Raw genomic sequence first — 21075 nt, forward strand, 5'->3', positions numbered from 1 at the left:
GGATAGTTTGCGCTGACATCCTTGCCGTCCGCATCCTTTGTGGTGATGGTGAAGCTCTTGTCAGCGCCGTCGTCCGCACCGAAGTCATACGTGATCTGGCCTGTTACCGTGTTCGAGGTGTGGCCGGCAGTCACGGCATCAATCTTGTCCGACACCGTCAGGGTGGGAACGTCGTCAACGATGTCCACAGTAACGGGTACGTCAGCAACCCTGCCGTCAGGCAGGGTCACTTTCACCGTGATATTTTCAGCGCCAGGCTGGGTATCCGCACCGGGGCCAGTGTGCTCGTAGGGCCGGAGTTGCGTGTAGACGGCCTTGCCTTCATCGTCCACGACAATATTGCCGTAGGCGCCCAAATATTCAGTACCAGGAACAAGCGTTACCCCGGCTGGCAGGTTCAGCTCTACGGTGTGGCCCTTTTCATTGGCAACGTCCGCATCACTGGACGTTACACTGCCCGCAACATTCGAGGGCAGCACATAGGGGGGAGGAACCACAGGCCCGGCAGGTGACGTGGTATCAGCGGCACTCAAGGTGCCAATGGTTGCTTCATTTTGGGCTTCCGGTTGCGCCTGATTCATGCCCCAATCAAGACCATCCATATGGCCTACGCCATCCATTAAACTGCTGTTGGCGTACTCACTGTAACGGGAAGCGCGGGCGGCGCTGGCGGCGGGGCCAGCGGCAGGCATGAGGTCTTCGCCCAGAGCGGCAAAAAATTGCTCGCCGGAAATCTCCATGCCGTCCACCTGGAAGGTGGGCATGCTTTCTTTAGAATAAACGGTATAAAAATTTTCAAGATGGATGGACGCCCCATCTTCAAACGTAAAGACCAGATTGTCGCCGGAACGGGACAAAATGGCCTCACCCGCAGGAAAATCAAAGACAAGGCGGGATTCGGGCGTGCTGGGAATGCTCTGTAAGGTATTGGACGCAGGACGACGAAGAAGGATATTTTGCATAAAAAAAGTCCTAACCAAATTAGGGTTTTGCGCACATTTTACTTTATTAAAGCCTACATGTCACGCAAGTCCCTAATATCTGGCAGGAACTCTACGGGCCCTTTATCTAAGGCCCGATACCACTTTTACTAAATGTCTCCAAGCCGCCATGTCAAGCACATTTCAAGCTTAAGTTCATCTGGCTATATAGATAATATATTATATTCAGACAGATGATAAATATAATTTTTTTTAGCGTTAGAATCCAGTTAAGAACCCAATCCGTGCGTAAAATTCAGCGAAATATCAAAAAACCGTACCGTTCACCTTAGCCAGTTCACTCCATGCAAGCATGAAATTTCTTGCGCACGTTGGAATCAGTGCCGCTTTCGCATCTTCAATTTTTGCGCGGGTACGGACACATCCGCATGCCCTTGCTTGAGGGCGGATCCGCTGTTTTTGCATAAGCATCTCAGTATCCTCGATGCCGAGATACCGCTGCCTCTCCCCGTAATTTGAACTTGCTAAAACAATACCATAAAAGTATGCTATAAATTGCGCTCTTTTCAGGAATATGCCATATTGCTAACGAATCGTAATAATCGGCTCGATTCGGGCAACATATCTGGGCCGCGCAAATACCGATAAGGGAGCACACATGGCACTGACACGGCGCAATTTTCTCATGGGCGCAGCCTCTGCCGCAGGCATAGCCGCCGCAGGGCTGGACGCGCGGGCCGAAAACAAAACCGCAGGCGCAGCAGACGCACAGGTGGAATACGCAACCCTGCTCGACATTGAGAAGTGTATCGGCTGTGGTCAGTGCGTGGAAGGCTGCCGGGACCGCAACGGGCATCGCTACCCGGAAGTGAAAAAGCCTCTCCCTGCCATGTTTCCTCCAGGAACCAAGGACGAGGACTGGTCTGACAAGCGCGATGTGGACGACAGGCTCACGCCTTACAACTGGCTGTATATCGAAAGCGTTACCGTGCAGAAAGACGGCGCGCCGCTTGAGTTGCACATTCCCCGCCGCTGCCTGCACTGCACCAATCCGCCCTGCGCCAACCTCTGCCCCTGGGGCTCGGCCAGCCGCCAGCCCGAAACCGGCACGGTGAGCATAGACAGCCAGACCTGTCTTGGCGGTGCCAAATGCCGCACTGTCTGCCCCTGGCACATACCGCAACGCCAATCGGGCGTAGGCCTGTACCTTGACCTCATGCCGCGCTTTGCGGGTAATGGCGTCATGTACAAGTGCGACCGCTGCGCAGACAGCTTTGCTCACGGCGAACTGCCCGCCTGTGTGGAGGTTTGCCCCCAGCAGGTGCAGACCATCGGCCCGCGCGAGGAAATTCTGGCGTTGGCCCGCAAGCTGGCGCAGGAACGGGGCGCGTATCTTTATGGAGTGACGGAAAACGGCGGCACCAACACATTTTATCTATCGCCCGTACCGTTTACAGAGCTGGCGCAGCAGGTAAAACCCGGCCCCGGCAAGCCCACCTTTGCCCCAGTGGCGGACTCTATGGCGCAGGCTGGCAACCTTACCCGCATGCTGTTTACAGCCCCACTGGTGGGCGTGGCCGGGGCGCTGGTGAGCGCCGCGCGGCAAGGTCAAAACACCGGGCAAATGCAGACTCGTCCGCATGGCGCCGTGCATGATCCCAAGGTCGATGCCGCGCTTTCCGGCGGCCTGCTCAAAAAATTGTGGGTAGCCATAGCTCTGCTGCTAGGTTTTACAGGCATGATGCAGCTGCCGGTGGCAAGCCGCTATGGCATTGCCAAAATCCCCGGCCTCACCTGGACTGGCGATTTTTATATCACGCTGAACATCCACTACATATTGGCGACCCTGTTGCTGGCCTTGGGTCTGTACTGGCTGACCCTGCAGATACGCGGCAGGCTGCGCGGCCGCCTCGCCTTCTGGGGCAAGATGCGGCTGGTAGTGCTGGGCGTTGTGGTTCTGAGCGGGATTGGGCGCGTTGCCAAGAACCTGCCTTCAATCACATTCTCGCCGGGCATGACGACCTTTATTGACCTCGTGCATCTGGGTTTTGCCGTGCTGCTCGGGGTGCTGTGCCTGTGGCTGTGGACAACAGGGCGCGGCGCATGGCGCGAGGACGGCTAGCAGACCTTTGAAACGGACGCAGGGCACCGCGACAGAACGTTCTGACAGACAATCCATCAACCGAGGCGTGTAACTGCCAATCTGCATATTGGCAAAAAACAGTGCGACGCAAGATTCGTGAACACGGGCAGTTCCAGACTGGCGGGCATCATGCAGAATGCCCGCCTTCATTTTTTGGTGCGCGTTCCCCGCATCAGGATTTACCCGCGCTGGCCGCTTCCTGCTCTTGGCCCCGCCGCTGTTTGGCGCTACGCTGATTGCAGGATATCTCATCCTCTGGCTGCTATTGCGGTATTCACCCCCCACCCGCGAGGCTCATCATGACCATGCCCGCATTTTACATCCCCCACGGCGGCGGCCCCTGCTTTTTTATGGACTGGACGCCGCCCGACACATGGAACGCCCTTGGCGACTGGATGCGCTCCATCCCCGCCACGCTGCCACAGCAACCCAAGGCGCAGCTCGTGTTTTCCGCCCACTGGGAGCAGCCGCAGTTTACCCTGCTGACCACGCGGCACCCCGGCCTGTATTATGACTATTATGATTTTCCGCCGCATACCTATGAATTGCAGTGGCCAGCGCCGCCAGCGCCGGAACTGTTTGAACGGGTGCGTCAGTGCATGCGCTCGGCAGGCATGCCGCTGGCTGAAGACTCCACGCGCGATTTTGACCACGGCGTATTTGTGCCGGGCCTGCTGATGTATCCGCAGGCGCAGGTGCCTACGTTGCAAATATCGCTGCGGCGAAGGCTTGATCCGCAGGAACATCTGGCGCTGGGCCGCGCTCTGGCCCCACTGCGGGACGAAGGCGTGCTGCTGGTGGGCAGCGGCATGAGCTTTCACAACATGCGGGCCTTCCGCTACGGAGATAATACGCCCATCGAAGGGGCGGAGGCCTTTGACAACTGGCTTGCGGATGCCGTGTGCAGCCCAAATGCCGCCGTGCGCAACGAGGCTCTCGCGGAATGGGAAAAAGCCCCTGGGGCCCGCTTTGCTCACCCGCGCGAGGAGCATCTTATCCCGCTGATGGTGATTGCCGGTGCCGTCGGCACCGCTCAGGGCAGGCTCGCGTGGCACGGCAGGGCCATGGGCGCACCGCTTTCGGCATTTTCTTTTGACTAGATGGAATAACTACTTGCGTCCCACAGCGAAAAAATATACCGCTAAATTCTTCATGGGGCTGTAGCTCAGTTGGGAGAGCGCTTGAATGGCATTCAAGAGGCCGTCAGTTCAATTCTGTCCAGCTCCACCAGATTTCTTAAAAACCCCCGATCATCATTTAGATGGTCGGGGGTTTTTGCGTGTCTACTGGGAGGCTTGTAGATCTTAAACGCGCCCAATTAGTCCAAAAAATATTCAAAATACAAAATCACATAAAAATTCATTTATTTTTGATTGAGCCTCTAATAAAATATAAAAAAACTTACAGTTTCTTGAAGGTTTCCATGACCTATTCGACTTCTCCTGAATTCTTTTAGAACGTCATTTCATTATCAAAAGATGATGAAATGCGGCGTTGTGATGGGCTATGCGTAGGATTTGAGGGAGGGCGGTGGCGATCTGAAGAATTTGCAAGGCAATTATAGCCCACGAAGGGCTTTCTTAACAATATATTGCTCTATTTTCGATAGGTTGCACTGTGTAACATCGAGTTTTTTTATTTTTGAAATCGCAATGTCAATGTCACTCAATCCCCTAAATATATATGATATCTTTTCAGAAATTTGATATGGCAGACCAAATTCCTCTAGGACTTGAAAAAGTGGATTTGAAAAGAGGCATTCGACAGCAGAAATATATGATGCATAGGACCCATATTTAATATTATTCTTTTGAAAGATATACTTTTGTATACTATCCATAGTTGAAAGATATAGACCTAATGTATACTCACACCAGTGTTTTTCAAACATCATTATTTTATCAATAGCTTCGGTAACGTCTTCAGCAGAATATTGACCTTGGTGCATTTCGTTATAGATTTTTTCTTTAAATGTAGGTCGCTTTGACAGATTTGTAAGTTTTTTTGCAAGCTGGCGACCATTCGCAATGCCGTAAACCATGCCCCTATTTTCAATGCTCACAAAATGTTTCCACAGCAGCTCACAAGTATCGTATAGTTGCGAACTCAAAGGAAAGCCTTCCCATGATAAAATTCCAGAATAATGGGAAAGGTTTTTTTGAATTTCCTCAGCAAATTCAATTTGAATCTCTGGCTCTACACTTCCATTTTTTTTAATAAGCTGTATCGGAAGAACTGTCTGTTTTTTTATTTTTTCCAATTTGTGCTTTGAATTGTCTGTCAATTCCTCATCAGATATATGAAGAAGAATTGATGGCGGTGTATTTGCACTCTGTGACATCGCTGGAATGTCTACTGTTGGCAAAGTATTTTGTGGTTGTTCTGCAAATATATAGGCAGTTCCTATAAAATGTTTAAACATTCTACCAGATCTGCCTTTAATATTATTGAATGTGAAGAAGTCAATTGGCTTTTTATTTATCTTATTGTCGTAAATAATTACCTTTTTTGCAGTTGTATTAACGCCTTCAATTAGTGTTGAAGTGCAAATTAAAAATTTTATAATATTGTCATTAAACAAATTGACCGAAAGCTGAGCTAGCGAACGCGGAATACGTCCATGGTGAATGGCTATGGAATGCTTAGCAGCTTTTGAGACTATCCAATCTTTATGATACATAGATGAAAAAAGGTCTGAAACAACATTGCTTTGCCTGCTTTCTTGGCCTTGGAGAGAGGCTAAAAGAAATGAAGCTATGGCATTTGCAGAGCTGGGTGACTTACAAAAAATCAATGCTTGTTCTTTATTTTTTATACATTCGGTACAAATTTTTAAGAGTTCTTTCTGTTTTTCCTCTTCTTTAACAATATTTTTTCTAATAATTTCTGTTGCAACTGTTGCAAAATCTGTAGAAAAAAAATGAATATTTTTGAATTGCCCTGTGACTACATTACTTATGTTTGGGCCCAATAGATATGCCTGTGCCCCATGCTTAATGAGCTTATATAGTGCTTGATTCAGAGCAATATACCTTTTATCTCCACCATCTATTCCCCCTGATGAAAGTTTATAAAATTCATCTATTACAAAAAAATCAATTCTAGGAAGATTTTCATATTTATTAAAACGCTCTGCTGTGAATACAAAAATATTCTTATCTGAAGTTTTCTGTGAAAGCTGCGATATAATTTTGTAGCTATCTGACAAGAAGCTTAATCTACGTCTCGTTTCATCGAGCAAAGCGATTGTTGGCACAATAATGACAATGTTTTTATGCTTCTTATATGCTAAAACTGCATCAATTATTTTACTTTTTCCAAAACTTGTTGGTGCGCTAACTGCCACATTTTGACCGTTTAAAAGATATTGTAAGACTTCTGATTGTTCTTTGTGAAAAGTGACATCATTTAAAGAAGAAGGTTTGTGCAGTGATATACATAAACTGTCTTTTATTGATCCAATACTCTCATCGGCATATTGATAAAGGCCAGCGTTGATAATCATTGAATTTAAAATTTCTTCATACCCAAGAAATAAATCTTTATTATCTAATAAGTAAAATATTATTTTATTAAAGTAAGCTGAATCACAATTATTTCTAATCGCGTTAACTCGTTGTAGGAACGCAAAGGGAGATTTTCTGATTTCCTCTTTTTTCGTCTTTATGTCTTTTAGCAACTCATTCATATTATATCCCTTGCAATGCTTTTATTTTTCTATGAAGTGTATCGATGAGTTCCTTTTTCTCTTTTAATGGAAAGAAAAATACAGGGATTTTAAATTCAATGCCCTGTGATAATTGCGAAAATAGAATTTTGTTTTTTGTTAGTTCGCACTTGAAAGCGTCAATATATTCTTTGCTCTCTGAACAATGATTTTTAAATAAGTTTGACTCGTATGTAATGAACACAGGAATACATATATATTTAAAAATTTTATCTAGTGATGTATTATGGCTTATTAATTTTTTAGCTTCAGCTGCATAAGGAGATCCATCATCAATTTTATTTGAAATTAAAATAAATTCATTTCTTAAATATTTTGCATTAAGGTGATCTTTAATTGATTGTACAGCTTCACGCATGGCACTACTTATATCAGAATAAAATTTTTCTTCACCTAACCATAATTCTAGTTCATCATTTTTATTTTTTACGACATGAACACTATCAAACCCTTTTACAGTTTCATTTAGCCCAGATTTCCAATAAAGTTTCGATATTAATGGAACTGTTGAGTACAGTTGCCTAATTGCCATGTGCAAAAAAACTTCACCAAACTCACCTCTTTTCATGTATTTTTCTGACTCATAAACAAGCTTAGACGACTTGATGAGGGCCATAATCATTGTTGATCCAGATATTTTTTTGTACTCATCGTACGGAAGCACAAATTCTGGTATCCATTCTATTACATGCCTTGCAAATTCTTCAGATCGCCACCGCCCTTCCTCAAATCCTACGCATAGCCCATCACAACGCCGCATTTCATCATCTTTTGATAATGAAATGACGTTCCAAAAGAATTCAGGAAAAGTCGAATAGGTCATGGAAACCTTCAAGAAATTGTTAAATTTTTTATATTCTATTAGATGCTCAATCAAAAATAAATGAATTTTTATGTGATTTTGCATTTTGAATATTTTTTGGACTAATTGGGCGCGTTTAAGTTCTACAAGCCTCCAAGTATACACGCAAAAACCCCCGACCATCTTTCGATGATCGGGGGTTTTAAAGTATCTGGTGGAGCTGGACAGAATTGAACTGACGGCCTCTTGAATGCCATAAAAGGGCCGGAATCCCTATGCCAAGCCAGCCATTACCATCAGGCCATTAAAAATATACGCCCTATCCGTTTGAATACATTCATATACATTTTGTATACCACGATTAGATTTCGTGCGTGAGGATTTCGAGCACTTCGGCATCCTCAATGCCGAGATATCGCATGGTCACGGCTGGTGATGAGTGGTTAAACCGTTTGCAGAGAATCTCGAATCCGACACCGAATCTTTCGGGTTTAATGCGTCCAGATGTCCTCTGAGAGCCTCGTAGACCTCCCCGTTAATGAATACTTCATGTCGTGCTGTCATTTCAATTGCGAGTTAGCTCTGCTGTAAAATGCATATCACCATATTTTTTGCTTTTTCTGGATCAGGGGCGACTGGACGCCGGAGGGCACTGAGGTGATGTGTCAGCGTTTTTTTTGTGCATGTTTTTCACCAGCACATAGCGAGAGTTTTCCCATATCACAGGCCCCACTTGCGTCTCCAGCAGATCCCGGTCCTGGGGGCGCTCGCTGAGCAGATAATCCGGCGATGTTGCCAGACCTTCGGCAATATAGGCTGTCGGGGATGCGACCAGAGCCGTTTCCATGTGCGACCACAGCCGGAGTTCCGGCAGGGCCTTGGCGTAATACATGAGGCAGGCATCTTTCCATCCGTAGGTCAGCGGGCGCAGCGCAATATAGCGGATAGCCTGATTTTCACCGGGATAAAAGATGGTTTCGCCCGGTTTTGTCTGGATTTTCAGGGCTTCCACCATTTCCAGACGGCGCAGTTGCGGGCCGTAAGCGGCCTCATAGCGCGCCGGGTCCAACCTGTTCCAGTACCACTCGAAACTGACACGGGCCATATCCTGCTGCCCGCCACAAAAAAAGCCGATGACCAGCCCCGCATAAAAGACGCGGACGGCGTTTCTCTTCCAGCCAGGCTCCGAAAATTTGCGAAGCAGGATGTTGGCCCCCAGGAAAATCAGACAGATGGCAAAAAAGGGAAAGAATCGATGTACGCGAATCAGATCGAATTCAAAATGATGCCGTTCCCATATACGAGCGATCTGCTGATCCAGAATAAAGAGCGCAATGACAACGCATGTGCCTGCTATCCATAGCCAGATATGTTTGCCCAGGAGTTTTTCACGCGGCGTGCCGTATTTCCAGATCATCCATGTGCCCCAGCCTGCCAGCGGCAGCACGGGCAACAGGGTGTACTGCTTGAGGAATCTCTTCATTCCGTACCAGTATTCGGCATATTCAATATCGAAGCGGGTGCGCAGAATATCGTGCATGAAGGCGATGTCGTCTTTGCCGAGGCTTATGCCGGAAGAGTGCAGATACACAGCAGCGTAGGGCAACAGGGTTGCCAGAAAGCAGCATCCGCAAAAGAACATCCATACCAGATGCCGGGGCCATGAAACACCTTCCGGACGGGAGGCGGCGAAGCTTAACCACAGCCCGGCGGCTGCCGCCAGAGCGCTGATGGAGTGGATATATACCAGCAATCCTGTTGCGGCCATGAAGAGTGGCCACCAGCGGGGACGGCGCAGCAGTGCCAGCCCTATACACAAGTAGAGGGCATACAACGCGTTGAAAAGGCTGCGCGGGGTATAATCCAGATAGCCGGCACCCCAGTATGTGCCCCAGGGAACCCAGTATGTGAGCCCCATCAGGGTGGTAAAGACCAGAGCTTTCCAGCGCTGGGAAAATAAAACTATTCCCAACAGATAAAAAGCCGCATAGTGCAGAAATACGCTGAGGCCGGTGAGCTGCAGATACGCCAGGCCGTAGTTGCCGTCAGCCCCGACCAAAAAATCGGTCAGTTGGACCAAGGGCGTGATGTGCGTGGAAAACATGGAGGGGGCGCAGTAGACGAAATCTTTGGCAAAGGCCTCGGGATGCCCGTAGGCCGCGGCTATGGATGCGTACATGGCCGGATCGGTGGTGAGATGCACACCGTTGATGGAAGCGCCTATGCGCCCGAAATGCACCAGTGCGGCAAAACAGAGTATGCCGACCAGCACCCAGCGATCCGTTTTTGTCAGTGCGAGCATTATGTCTCCGTTTGGTACGCCGGGCCGCGCGTTCCGTCCCAGAAGCCGCGACGGCTGTTCAGGGCCACGGCAATTACCGCCAGCGGTATGAAGTGTACAGCGTGGATGAAAAGGGCTATGCCCAGCGCCGCGCTGTGGTCCACGCCGAACCACGAGAGGCTCAATACCATGGCTCCCTCAAAGACTCCCAACCCTCCCGGCGAGGACGGTACTGCCATGCCGAGACAGGTTACGGCGAATACCGTGAGCATCTGGGGAAGCGTCAGTGAAAAATCTGCCACAAAACAGAGCGCGATGACAAAGCTGGCGAAGTAGCAGCCCCAGATCAGCAAGGACCATGCGAAGCCCCGCAGGGCCCAGCCCGCAGAGACATTATCGATGACATTGCTATGCAATCGCTGGAGCAGGGGCGCAACACGACCCGGGAAAAAGCGGGCATAGGCCGCATGAAAAAAAAGCGACCAGCGCCGAAAGATATAGAACAGGCCGGCCCCGCCCACGCAGCACAGCAGCGGGAGGACAAGACGTTGCCCCGCATCCGCCAGTGTATAAGCCAGCAGGGAGATGCAAAGCAGAGCCAGCACATCCAGCAGGCGTTCCCAGAGAATGACGGAGCCGATGGTAAGCAGAGGGTGACGTGTTTTCTTCGTCAGGTAGACTACCTTGACAACGTCGCCAGCCTTGGCGGGCAGGATATTGTTGTAGCCCGTGCACAGGATGACAGCCTGCACACTGTGCGTGTAACTCGCGCCGCAAGGGAGCAGGCCGCGCAGGCGAAATCCCATGCAGATGTAATCCAGCGCGGCCACCCCCAGCACCGCCAGCATGGCGGAAGGAGCATAGCCCCGCAGGGCCTGCCACAGCGTGCCCATGTCCACACCCGACAGGGCGTAAGCCAACGCCCCCAGACTGATGCCCCATTGTGCAATCAGCAGTAAAACGCGTCGGAAAGAGCGTTCTGGCGTCATGCTACCGTTCAGCCTTGTGCAGCACATGCTCCACACTTGGAGTGTGGAGCACTTCCAGCAGCACCTGGTAGGCGAACAGCCCCGGAAGCAGTTTTGCCAGCCCGACGTTTACGGTAAGCAGCACGCGGGAAAGCCGATTAAGCCCCAGTGCCAGGGGATAGGGCGCGGCTGCCACGTGCTTGCCTTGTATGCGGAAGCCCGCGTAGCGCAGCAGGCGCTCCAGCGAGCCGATGGTGAACAGGCGCTTGTGCGTCAGCGCCAGAATGCCTCGCCTGCTGTAATTGAACTGCCCCAGCAAAAGCATAAAGCGGGTGATGAAAAAGCCCACATTGGCGGTGCCCGCAATGACCGTGACCTTGGAGTTGCCAGCCAGCCGCGCCCTTAGGCGCTGCAGAAACTCTTCCGGGGAATCGCGCTGTTCCAGAACGTCCACCAGCAGCACATAATCCAGCGTGTCCCAGGGCGCATCAGGCAGTGAGTGATCAAGATCGTATTTCTCTCTCTCTTCTCCCGTTCCGAACACGGTGCAGTTTTTTTCGCGCCGCAGGTATTCCGCAAGCTCCCCGTCTGTGCATCCCAGATCCAGCACCACGCTGCCCGGACGCACAGCGTCCGCGACGATCCGACTGGTGGAGGGAAAGGAAAATTTGCTTATTGTGCTGGCTACTTCCGTATGCGGAAAATAGAATTTGGGATCATAGAAAATGCCCATACGGATGAGGCGTGCCTTCACAGTGGCCACCATCACGTCCCACGCGTAACGCAGGCCGTCCACATGACAGACTTCGTCTCCGTAAAAAGTGGGGATGGGCAGCTCCACGATTTTGCCCCCGGAGAACAGCAACTGCATGATGATTTCTGTATCGAAATGAAAGTCGTTGGTGTTCAGATCCAGAGGCAGGGAATCCAGCGTGGATACGCGGTACACACGGTAGCCTGTGTGAAATTCCGACAAACGTGAACCCAGCAATATGTTTTGAAGGGCGGTCAGTACAATGTTGCCCACGAATTTGTAATACGGCATGCCGCCTTTCAGCGCATTGGCCTTGTTCAGCATGCGTGAACCGAATACCGCGTCCACCTGTTCCCCAACCCGGGTGAACGGCTCCAGCAACTCCGGCAGACATTCCGGCGCGTACTGGCCGTCGCCATGGACCATGGCAACAACGTCGTAATTTCGTTCCGACGCATATCTGTAACCTGCTTTCTGGTTGCCGCCATATCCCTGATTCACGGGATTGCGCAATGCCTCACCCGGGCACCAGAAGTCCTCCAGATGTTTTTTGGCAATCTGCCAGGTCCCGTCACGGCTGCAATCATCAATGACGAGAATGCCCAGGTCGTATTTTTCCGCCATGTCGCGCGGAATACGGTTCAATACGCTGGTAATGGTCTTTTCGGCATTATACGCCAGAACGAGGATCAGAACTCGGAGTTTGGGCTGTATGCTGTGGGGCATCCTGTTCATCCGGAAATAAAAATGTTAGAAAAGGTTTTGTTCGAAGCCTGCCAAAAGTGCAGGGCCAAGTCGAGAGGTATTTGAAGGGAGATCTCTTTTGGGCGGAACCAATGAAAAAAGCCGACCTCTTTTTGGAGATCGGCTTTTTTGAAAAACGGTGGAGCTGGTCAGAATTGAACTGACGGCCCTTTGGCATTCAAGAGGCCGTCAGTTCAATTCTGTTCAGCTCCACCAGATATCTTAAAACCCCCGATCATCACACAGATGGTCGGGGGTTTTTTGCGTTTATAAAGCTATGTGGCGAACTATACTTTTTTTACTAAGATTATTACAAAAATATCACTGCAGTTTATCTGGCCGCTAGCATTCCAGTAGCTGCTCAATCAATTGTTTAAGCTCGCTCTTTTTTAAAATAAAAAAATTATGTCTATTAAATAGATCAGTGCAAGTGGTGTGATCAACGCCAAGTTGTTTTAAAAAATTTATCTTCAAGAGAATCGGTATTGCTACCAAGGAAATATCCTTTATCAAAACTTCGTGAAGGTCAACTTTAGTAGTTTTATTTAGATGAATCTCATTGTTTCTAATGTCTATAGCATTTGAAACTGAATAATAAATTATTGATATATACCTGTCATTGCCGAATAATTCTAATAGAGATTTGCAAAAGATATCTTTTGTAGAGAAATAATGTTTCTTTGTGTATGATACTGCACCAATAAATTTATTTCTCAATCTTATATCATCAATCTCTCTAGCCATTTTTTTTAATTGTAATAGGACATTACTGTCTTCTATAGAAGGTGTATATTCAATTTTTTGAACGAGCGTTTCAACAATTCTCACGTACATCGTGATGAGTTCATCATCGGTAAAGTCTGCGGTAAGAATTTCGAGGTACCTCCTTGATGATCTAATATAGCGATTAATATCTGCATACCATCGTTCAAGAATCACTGTGAAATATTCACTTATATCATAAAGCGATATTACTTGTGAGGGGTGAATATTACTTCTGGCCGTCTTTTCGTTGTGAAAAAAAACAGTCACATCAGTGCCATCTTTTAAAGATGTTATACTATCAGTGTCTATGTATTCATCACTCATGAACATAATTAAATAAAACAATGATAAAGAGTTTTTTATAACGTCATTGACAGAGAATAATGCATGGCTTGATTCAAATAAAAACTTGAATATTGTTTCTTTTCTATTCGTAAGACGGCCATGAGATTGTTTTTGATAGGCTATAATACTAAATTTTGCTTGTATTGATTCAATGAAACAATCATATATAGTTAAGTAGCTATCTGCAATTGCGCCTTTATTTTTCTGATAAAAGTATAGATGAACAAAATTGTTTGCAAATCTTGAATCAATTGTAAATGATGAAAACACTGGTATTTCTGAACTTTCAATATGCAGCCCAATTACAAAATAGTTTACAAATATACATACATTAAATACATACAACGAACCGCTATCAATATCACCTTTCCCCTCCACTGAACATTGGGATGTGTGTTCTAAAAAACAATCGAGTAAAGAAACTTTTTCTCCGTTACTAGAAAGTCCATGCAACGTATTTACGTTGTTGAAAAGTTCAAATTCTTCTTCAGAAAGGCAATAAAGGTTTAATTTTGAAGAAGAACCGCAATGGTTGAGTTCCCCTCTTATTCGCTTGTTTGGAGAAGACGGCAGAAACCATAACCCATTTAATGAAAAGCTTTTTTCCATAAAAAGTACCTTTAAACAATTGATTGAGCAGCTACTGGAATGCTAGAGGCCAGATAAACTGCAGTGATATTTTTGTAATAATCTTAGTGAAAAAAGTATAGCTCGCCACATAGCTTTATAAACGCAAAAACCCCCGACCATCTTTCGATGATCGGGGGTTTTTAAGATATCTGGTGGAGCTGGACAGAATTGAACTGACGGCCTCTTGAATGCCATTCAAGCGCTCTCCCAACTGAGCTACAGCCCCACGGCGAAATGCACAATGACTAAAACTGGCCGCTTTGTCAACAACTTCTTGAAAAAAAATTATGGGTTCCGAGAATCCGCTTGGCCCAAGCTTTTGCGGCGCAACATTTTTTTAGCCTTCACAGTATGCGCAGTCGCAAAGGAGCGCCCTTCCCTCACCACCATGCAAAGCGGCCCTTTTCAGACCAGAAGGTACGCTGTCGCGCCACTTGGGCTAAAAAGGGCCGCCTGTCGCAGCAAGCGCAAAAATCACCCGAAGCCGCCCATGCGGCCACCTGAAAGCGCTTTAGAAGCGTCCTGCTTTTCCTCATACACAGGCCATTCCCCCGCCTCCAACCGGCAGCGCTGGACGTACCCAGGCAGCCAACCGAATGAGGACGGGGGAACAACCGCACAAAATCATCTGGCTAGCGCGCAGCGCCCTGTGCCAGACGCGCCATTTCCGCACCCGTCGCTTCCAGTGCCCTGGCCAGCACATCGTCCGCCACTGCGTACGAGAAGCGTATGCAGTTATCATCGCCAAAGGCCGCGCCGGGCACCAGAGCCACATGTGCCTTGTCCAGCAGCCAGGTGCACAGTTCGGTAGAATTGTTCACTGCGCCACCAAAGCACTTGCGCACGTCCACAAAGAGGTAAAACGCGCCGTCGGGCTTGGGACACACGGCCCAGGGCCAGGTTTCAATCGCTTTCATGGCCAGGTCGCGCCGCCGCATGAAGGCCTCGCGCATGTGGTCGATGCAATCCGTGGGGCCGTTCAGGGCCGCCAGCGCCGCCTTTTGTGCAATAGAACAGATGCTCGACGTGCTGTGCCCCTGCATGGCCGATATCTTCTTGATCAGCATGGGATGCGCGGCCAGAAAGCCCACGCGCCAGCCTGTCATGGCGTAGCTTTTGGACATGCCGTTCAGCACCGCCACCTGTTCGGGATGACGCGCAAACCAGCCGATGGCGCTGGTCATCTTGGCAGGCGCGAACACAAGCTGGTCATAAATTTCGTCAGACAGCACAAAGATACCGCGCTGTATGGCCCAGTCCATAATGGCGGAGAACTCGGCCTCGGTGTACACCGCGCCCGTGGGGTTGCTCGGCGAATTGAGGATAAGCAGGCGTGTCTTGCCTGTCACGGCGGCGTCCAGCATGTCCGGCGTCACCTTGAAGTTCTGCTCCGGGCCGGCATGCACGGTCACGGGCACGCCGCCCGCCAGCATGACCATGTCGGGATAGCTCAGCCAGTACGGCGCGGGAATGAGCACCTCATCGCCGGGATTGATGGTAGCCTGTAGAAAGTTGTACAAACAGTGCTTGCCGCCAGCACCAATGACAATGGATTCCTGCGCCACGGGCACGCCGTAGGCGCGGTCAAAATACGCACCAGCGGCCTTGCGCAGTTCCGGGATGCCGGGCACGGCGGTGTAGCGACAGAAGTTTTCGTCAATGGCGGCCTTGGCGGCCTCACAGACGTGCGCAGGAGTGGGAAAATCGGGTTCACCCACAGCAAGGCTGGTGACGGCTACACCCTGCGCCTTGAGTTCAAGGGCGCGGCTGTTGACACTGAGAGTCAGAGAGGGTTTGATGCTGCTCAGACGTTCTGAAATCTGCATGAAAGGCTCCTTCCCGAAGGGGGACGCAATGCGGCGTTTTCGGCAAAATTACAGTCGTCAATTTTAGCAGCTTCATCAAAGGGTGTAAATGCGTACAAAGAATCAGCGCGTGCCAGCGTCGCAACCTGAAGACTGTCGGCAGACCAGCACAATCGACACGAGCGCGACGGCGCAGACGCGCGCCAAACACACCCCGGATACGCAAGCAAAAGCCCCACTGCTGCCCCTGCCTCAGGACTGCGTTGTGGGCAGTTTTGTGCAGCGGCGCAAGCGCTTCAGCGTTGAGCTTGCCCTGAACGGCGAACCCCTGTGGGTACACAGCAACAATTCCGGCAGCATGCTGGGTCTTACCCTGCCGGGCAGCCCGGTTCTGGCGTCCCCGGCAGCCAACCCCAACCGCAAGCTCAAATACACGCAGGAGTGCGTGTGGCTGCCCCAGACCGCCACACCTGAAAATCCGGGCATATTGCCCCTCCCCCGCCAGTCTGCGTGCGGTTTCTGGGTGGGCGTCAACACCAGCGTGCCCAACCGCATGCTTGAGGCGGCCTTTTATGCCGATCGGCTCCACTTTGCCAAGGGCTACACCAGCCTTGTCCGCGAAGCCAAACGCGGCCAGAGCCGCCTGGACGGCCTGCTCACCGGCCCCGGGCTGCCGCCCCTGTGGGTGGAGTGCAAGAATGTCACAATGGTTGAGGACGACGCCGCCTGTTTTCCCGACGCAGCCAGTGAGCGCGGGCAAAAACACTTGCGTGAACTTATGGATATTGTGGCCCAGGGCGAACGCGCTGCCATGTTTTATCTGGTGCAGCGGCCGGACGGCCACTGCTTCGCCCCTGCGGATTTCATTGATCCGGACTACGCCCGCCTGTTTTACGAGGCCCAGGCCTGCGGGGTTGAAATATACCCCTACCGCGCCCTTGTGGGCAAGAACGGCATTGACCTTGGCGGCCTCATCCCCTTGCGGCCCGCCCCATAGCACGCCAGCCCGCAGCAGAGCCGCCCACAGCAGCGTCGCCCACAGCAAAAGTCCATCTTACGGCAGTCACACCATACGCCGGCACCCGGACAAAACCATGTCTGCCCTCAGCGCGCGCTGCCTGAAAAGCGCTGCTTCAACCCCACCCACGTCACGTCAAAAAAACCTTCTCACTACCCTGAAAGACACTAAAAGTGTTAGACAGTGTAGTCACGAGATGAATTTTCAGTCATATCAAGGAGAACAAGCCTTTTATGCAGGGAGTGTACTTTCTGATGGTACTCGACCGGAATAAAAGGCGAAGTTCGACGAAGAGATGCCTGAAAAGGCGCTCGTGACTACACTGTCTAGGAAGTACTGATTAAAGCATCTCCTGGAAACGCGCAGTTATTTCGTTTGGCAAGGCGCGATCTTTTTTTGAAGCAGGAGTGGACTCTTTCGTCCTCGACTGTTTTAAAAAAAGTGAAGCAACGCCGCCAAACGGAATAAATCAGCGTTTTTTGGGGGGTGGGGGCGTGAGGGAGAAAACCCTTTTGCAAAAGGATCCCTCCCCCACAAAGCAGTTCAAACTCACAAATCAGATGGCCGCGTCCAGCAGCAGATTGTCCCTGTGGATAACTTCGGGATAATGGGCGTCGCCGAGTATGGCGGCCACCTCATGACGCTTGAGGCCCATGATTTTTTTAAGGTCAGGCGCGCTGTAGTTGGAAAGGCCCACGCCAATGCTTTCGCCATTATGCAACACGCGCACAAGGCCGCCGCACTGAAAGCCTCCCTCAACTGCGCGCACGCCACCGGGCAGCAGGCTGCCGCCCTTGTGCAACAGCGCTCGGGCCGCGCCATCGTCCACATGCACGCTGCCCGCCGGGTCAGACTGATAGGCCAGCCAGAACTTGCGCCGCGCGATGGCATGGTGCGCGGGCCGCACCCAGGTGCCTCGATCAAATGGCTCATGCCCTGCAGGCGCGGAGCATGCCCCGGCTGCGGCAAAAGCCCGGCCGATGACCGCAGGTTCCCGCCCCGGCAAAATCAGGGTGGGCACGCCCAACTGGGCGGCGCGCCGGGCGGCCAGCAGCTTTGAATACATGCCCCCTGTGCCCACGGACGTCTTGCCGCCGCACAGCTGGCCCAGATCCAGAGCCGCCACATCGTCAATATGGTCCATAACCGGCGCGTCCGGGTGTTTTTGCGGATCCGCCGCCAGCACTCCCGACGAGGAGGTGAGATTGATGAAAAGATCGGCCTCCACCAGATTGACCAGCAGGCTGGCCAGGCAGTCGTTGTCGCCGAACTTGAGCTCGCTGATGGATACGGTGTCGTTTTCGTTGACAATGGGCAGCACGCCCCATTGCAAAAGCTCGGCAAAGGTGTTGCGGGCGTTCAGAAAGCGCTGCCGGGCGCGCAAATCGTCCCGCGTCAGCAGCACCTGGGCCGTCGGCATGCCGTGCGCCAGGAAGACCTTGTCCCACGACTGCATGAGCTGGCCCTGACCCACGGCAGCGGCAGCCTGACGCGCCGAAAGGCCTGCGGGTTCCACGGCGCGGCCACGGCTTGCAAGCGCCGCGCGGCCAGCGGCCACAGCGCCCGACGAAACCAGCACGAGCCGACGCGCGTTCTGAGCAGGGGCAGAGGCGTCCGTAGCATGGGGAGCCGGTTCTGACTGCCCTGCGGGCGCCGCGTCGTCTGTGAGGGGCAAATCGCGCAGAAAAGCAAGCTGTGCGGCAAGACCTTCAAGAACCTGGCTGTTGAGCCCACTGGCGTCAGTGAGCACGGCGCTGCCCACCTTGACGACAACCACACGGGCCTGGGAGAGAACGCGGGCACGCTCCTGCTGCCAGCTTTCTGCCCGCTCTCCTTCAGACCGTCGGCCTGCGGACTGCGCGCGCAGCCCTGCTTCAGAATCCGCGCCCTGACCGCGCTGCCTGCTCATATGCGCTCCGTACCTGCTATTCTTTGGTATAGATAACTTCGATTTCAGGAAATTCCTCTTCCTCGTCCCGATGCACGGCTTCAAGCCGGATCAGTGGCTCATTGCGCGCGGTGGAGGCGCACACCTGCCACAGTTCTTCAACCAGAGGCTCGATACCGATATCATCGCGGGCCGATATGAAGAATACCTTGCGGCCGTCGGCCTTGGCGCGTTCCTTGAGGGCTTCGAGACGCTCCGGACTCACGAGGTCAATCTTGTTGACCACTTCGATCTGCTTGCGCTCGCCAAGCTCGGCGTCAAAATTGCGCAGTTCTTCGTTAACCAGCGTAAATCCGGCCCAGGGGTCTTCATCGCCCACATCCTCGATGCTGAGAATGTGCACAAGGAAGCGCGTGCGCTCCACATGCTTGAGAAAACGCAGGCCCAGCCCCAAGCCTTCGTGCGCGCCCTCGATCAGGCCGGGAATATCGGCCACAACCATGCGTCTGTCCGGGTCCACCTCATCGATCATGACGCCCAGGTTGGGTGTCAGCGTGGTGAAGGGATAGGCCGCAATCTTGGGCCTGGCCGCAGAAACCCGCGTGATGAAAGTGGATTTGCCTGCGTTGGGCAGGCCGATAAGGCCCGCGTCCGCGAGAATTTTCAGTTCCAGCCGCAGGCTGAGTTCCTCGCCGGGTTCGCCGGGCTGCGAAAAGCGCGGCGCACGCATGGTGGAAGACTTGAAATGCTCGTTGCCCTTGCCGCCACGCCCGCCCTGGGCCACCAGCACTTCGGCGTCCGGGTCGCTCAGGTCGGCCAGCAGCACTTCCTCGCCCTCGGGGCCTTCGCCATAGACGAGCGTTCCCACAGGCAGGTTCAGCACCAGGTTGTCACCCTTGCGGCCATCGCACTGGCTGCCTTCGCCGGGGCGGCCGTTCTGCGCCTCATACAGACGCTTGAGCCGAAAGTCGTACAAAGAAAGCAAGCGGTTGTCTGCCTTGAGATATACCGAACCACCGTCGCCGCCGTTGCCTCCGTCCGGGCCGCCGCGCGGCACAAATTTTTCGCGCCTAAACGACAGGCACCCATGCCCGCCCTTGCCGGCACGTACCTGAATTCTGGCTTCATCAACGAATCTCATGCTCTATCCTCTGGCCCAATGACGCTCAGGCCCAACATTATATACTTATGTGCGTGTAAAACGCCCGCCTGACGGCAAGACCATTGAACCCATGCCCTGTGCCAGCGAATCTGCACAAAACAGAGCCGCACAAAACGAACCCGCACAAAACGAAGCAGCACAGCGCGCAGATCGTGAAAACGCCACGGACAGGCAACCCCTGAGGGACTATACCCGCAAAATGCGCGTTAGCCAAAATTTTCATCCGTACAAACACCGAAAGGGAAGAAGCCTTGCGGCCCCTTCCCTTTCGACAAATTCCACGCGGCCGCGTTAGCTGGCGGCCGCCTCCACATGCACACGCGTAAGCACGCGGCGTTTGCGGATATACTTTTCAAAGCGCACCACGCCGTCAATCTTGGCGAACAGGGTAAAGTCCCTGCCCATGCCCACGTTGACGCCGGGAAACACGGTGGTGCCCAACTGGCGCACCAGAATATTGCCGGCAAGAACGCTTTGACCGCCGAAGCGTTTGACGCCGCGTCGTTGACCTGCACTGTCGCGGCCGTTACGCGAAGAGCCGCCTGCTTTTTTATGAGCCATAGTAGCCTCCCTGGTGCGCTGAACTACGGTTCAGCCGGGCGAATAAATTTTTGCTCGCCATAACAACAATAGCCTTGCGGCTGTCATTGTCGGACATAGGGGCGTTCACCCTCACGCCCGCCAAAACCCTGTAAAGGTTCTAGCCGTTGATGCTCTTGACGCGAATGGTGGTGAAGTCCTGACGATGACCGCGCATCTTGCGCGAGTCATTGCGGCGCCAGCGCTTGAACACCTTGATCTTGGGGCCACGCCCGTGATCCACCACTTCCGCCGTGACAGCGGCACCGGCAAGATAAGGAGCGCCAACCTTACATTCAGCGCCACCGACCATCAGCACCTTGTCCAGGGAAATTTCGCTTCCGGCCTGAGCCGCGAGCTTTTCCACAACGATTTTGGAACCTTCTTCAACGCGGTACTGTTTTCCGCCGGTTTCTATAATCGCGTACATGATATCAACCTCCAAAAAGAGAAAGGCATATTTGCCCCATTGCACGGCAAATGTCAAGCGCCTTCCGCAATTTTTCGGCAAGGACGCGCCGCC

General features: G+C 51.8%; 14 protein-coding genes, 2 tRNA genes and 3 pseudogenes. 4 read left to right on the forward strand and 15 right to left on the reverse strand.

Annotated elements, in window-relative coordinates; translation table 11 throughout:
• Positions 1–962 (reverse strand): annotated as a pseudogene (locus RBR41_RS14030) (hypothetical protein); the annotation flags it as partial.
• A 637-nt stretch (positions 963–1599) separates the two neighbouring features.
• On the opposite strand from RBR41_RS14030, the gene RBR41_RS14035 reads away from it, so the two are divergent.
• The 3 genes from RBR41_RS14035 to RBR41_RS14045 all read left to right on the forward strand — a co-directional run bounded on the left by RBR41_RS14035 (position 1600) and on the right by RBR41_RS14045 (position 4314).
• The gene (locus RBR41_RS14035; RefSeq protein WP_320353293.1) at positions 1600–3063 is read left to right on the forward strand and encodes a 4Fe-4S dicluster domain-containing protein; all 1464 of its coding nucleotides are present in this window, start codon (positions 1600–1602) and stop codon (positions 3061–3063) included.
• 320 nt (positions 3064–3383) lie between these two features.
• The gene (locus RBR41_RS14040) at positions 3384–4184 is read left to right on the forward strand and encodes a class III extradiol ring-cleavage dioxygenase (protein WP_320353294.1); all 801 of its coding nucleotides are present in this window, start codon (positions 3384–3386) and stop codon (positions 4182–4184) included.
• A 54-nt stretch (positions 4185–4238) separates the two neighbouring features.
• Positions 4239–4314: transfer RNA gene (locus RBR41_RS14045), tRNA-Ala, on the forward strand.
• Between the two features lie 328 nt (positions 4315–4642).
• Here the strand turns inward: RBR41_RS14045 and RBR41_RS14050 are convergent.
• From RBR41_RS14050 to RBR41_RS14095, 10 genes and pseudogenes are all read right to left on the reverse strand, one after another.
• Entirely contained in the window at positions 4643–6772 is a 2130-nt protein-coding gene (locus RBR41_RS14050) for a DEAD/DEAH box helicase (RefSeq protein WP_320353295.1), read from the reverse strand.
• A gap of 1 nt (position 6773) precedes the next feature.
• A complete protein-coding gene (locus tag RBR41_RS14055) occupies positions 6774–7634 on the reverse strand; it encodes a DUF1837 domain-containing protein (RefSeq protein WP_320353296.1) in 861 nt (286 codons plus the stop codon).
• 340 nt (positions 7635–7974) lie between these two features.
• Positions 7975–8097, reverse strand: a pseudogene (locus RBR41_RS14060) (site-specific integrase); the annotation flags it as partial.
• Between the two features lie 141 nt (positions 8098–8238).
• Complete coding sequence (locus RBR41_RS14065) at positions 8239–9915, reverse strand: hypothetical protein (protein ID WP_320353297.1); 1677 nt, start codon at positions 9913–9915, stop codon at positions 8239–8241.
• A complete protein-coding gene (locus tag RBR41_RS14070) occupies positions 9915–10883 on the reverse strand; it encodes a lysylphosphatidylglycerol synthase transmembrane domain-containing protein (RefSeq protein WP_320353298.1) in 969 nt (322 codons plus the stop codon). Before RBR41_RS14070 ends, RBR41_RS14065 begins: the two co-directional genes overlap by 1 nt.
• A 1-nt stretch (position 10884) precedes the next feature.
• Positions 10885–12342, reverse strand: a complete 1458-nt coding sequence (locus tag RBR41_RS14075; RefSeq protein ID WP_320353299.1) for a glycosyltransferase — start codon at positions 12340–12342, stop codon at positions 10885–10887.
• A 158-nt stretch (positions 12343–12500) separates the two neighbouring features.
• Positions 12501–12572 (reverse strand): annotated as a pseudogene (locus tag RBR41_RS14080).
• A 130-nt stretch (positions 12573–12702) separates the two neighbouring features.
• On the reverse strand, positions 12703–14079 hold the full coding sequence (locus RBR41_RS14085) for a hypothetical protein (RefSeq protein ID WP_320353300.1): 1377 nt from the start codon (positions 14077–14079) through the stop codon (positions 12703–12705).
• 171 nt (positions 14080–14250) lie between these two features.
• Positions 14251–14326 (reverse strand) — tRNA-Ala (locus RBR41_RS14090).
• A 406-nt stretch (positions 14327–14732) separates the two neighbouring features.
• Positions 14733–15926, reverse strand: a complete 1194-nt coding sequence (locus RBR41_RS14095; RefSeq protein ID WP_320353301.1) for a pyridoxal phosphate-dependent aminotransferase — start codon at positions 15924–15926, stop codon at positions 14733–14735.
• Between the two features lie 88 nt (positions 15927–16014).
• Here RBR41_RS14095 and sfsA point away from each other — a divergent pair, with 88 nt between their 5' ends.
• Positions 16015–16902, forward strand: a complete 888-nt coding sequence (gene sfsA / locus RBR41_RS14100; protein ID WP_320353302.1) for a DNA/RNA nuclease SfsA — start codon at positions 16015–16017, stop codon at positions 16900–16902.
• Between the two features lie 577 nt (positions 16903–17479).
• Here sfsA and proB read toward each other — a convergent pair.
• From proB to rplU, 4 genes are all read right to left on the reverse strand, one after another.
• Positions 17480–18832: a glutamate 5-kinase gene (proB, locus tag RBR41_RS14105; protein ID WP_320353303.1), complete on the reverse strand. Its 1353-nt coding sequence runs from the start codon at positions 18830–18832 to the stop codon at positions 17480–17482.
• A gap of 16 nt (positions 18833–18848) precedes the next feature.
• On the reverse strand, positions 18849–19952 hold the full coding sequence (obgE, locus tag RBR41_RS14110; protein ID WP_320353304.1) for a GTPase ObgE: 1104 nt from the start codon (positions 19950–19952) through the stop codon (positions 18849–18851).
• A gap of 312 nt (positions 19953–20264) precedes the next feature.
• Positions 20265–20534 (reverse strand): 50S ribosomal protein L27, encoded by a 270-nt coding sequence (rpmA, locus tag RBR41_RS14115; protein WP_179980209.1) that lies wholly within the window; start codon positions 20532–20534, stop codon positions 20265–20267.
• A 139-nt stretch (positions 20535–20673) separates the two neighbouring features.
• A complete protein-coding gene (gene rplU / locus RBR41_RS14120) occupies positions 20674–20982 on the reverse strand; it encodes a 50S ribosomal protein L21 (RefSeq protein ID WP_015939251.1) in 309 nt (102 codons plus the stop codon).
• Between the last annotated feature and the right edge of the window lie 93 nt (positions 20983–21075).

The sequence above is a fragment of the Desulfovibrio sp. genome (genome assembly GCF_034006445.1).
Taxonomy (GTDB): Bacteria; Desulfobacterota; Desulfovibrionia; order Desulfovibrionales; family Desulfovibrionaceae; genus Desulfovibrio.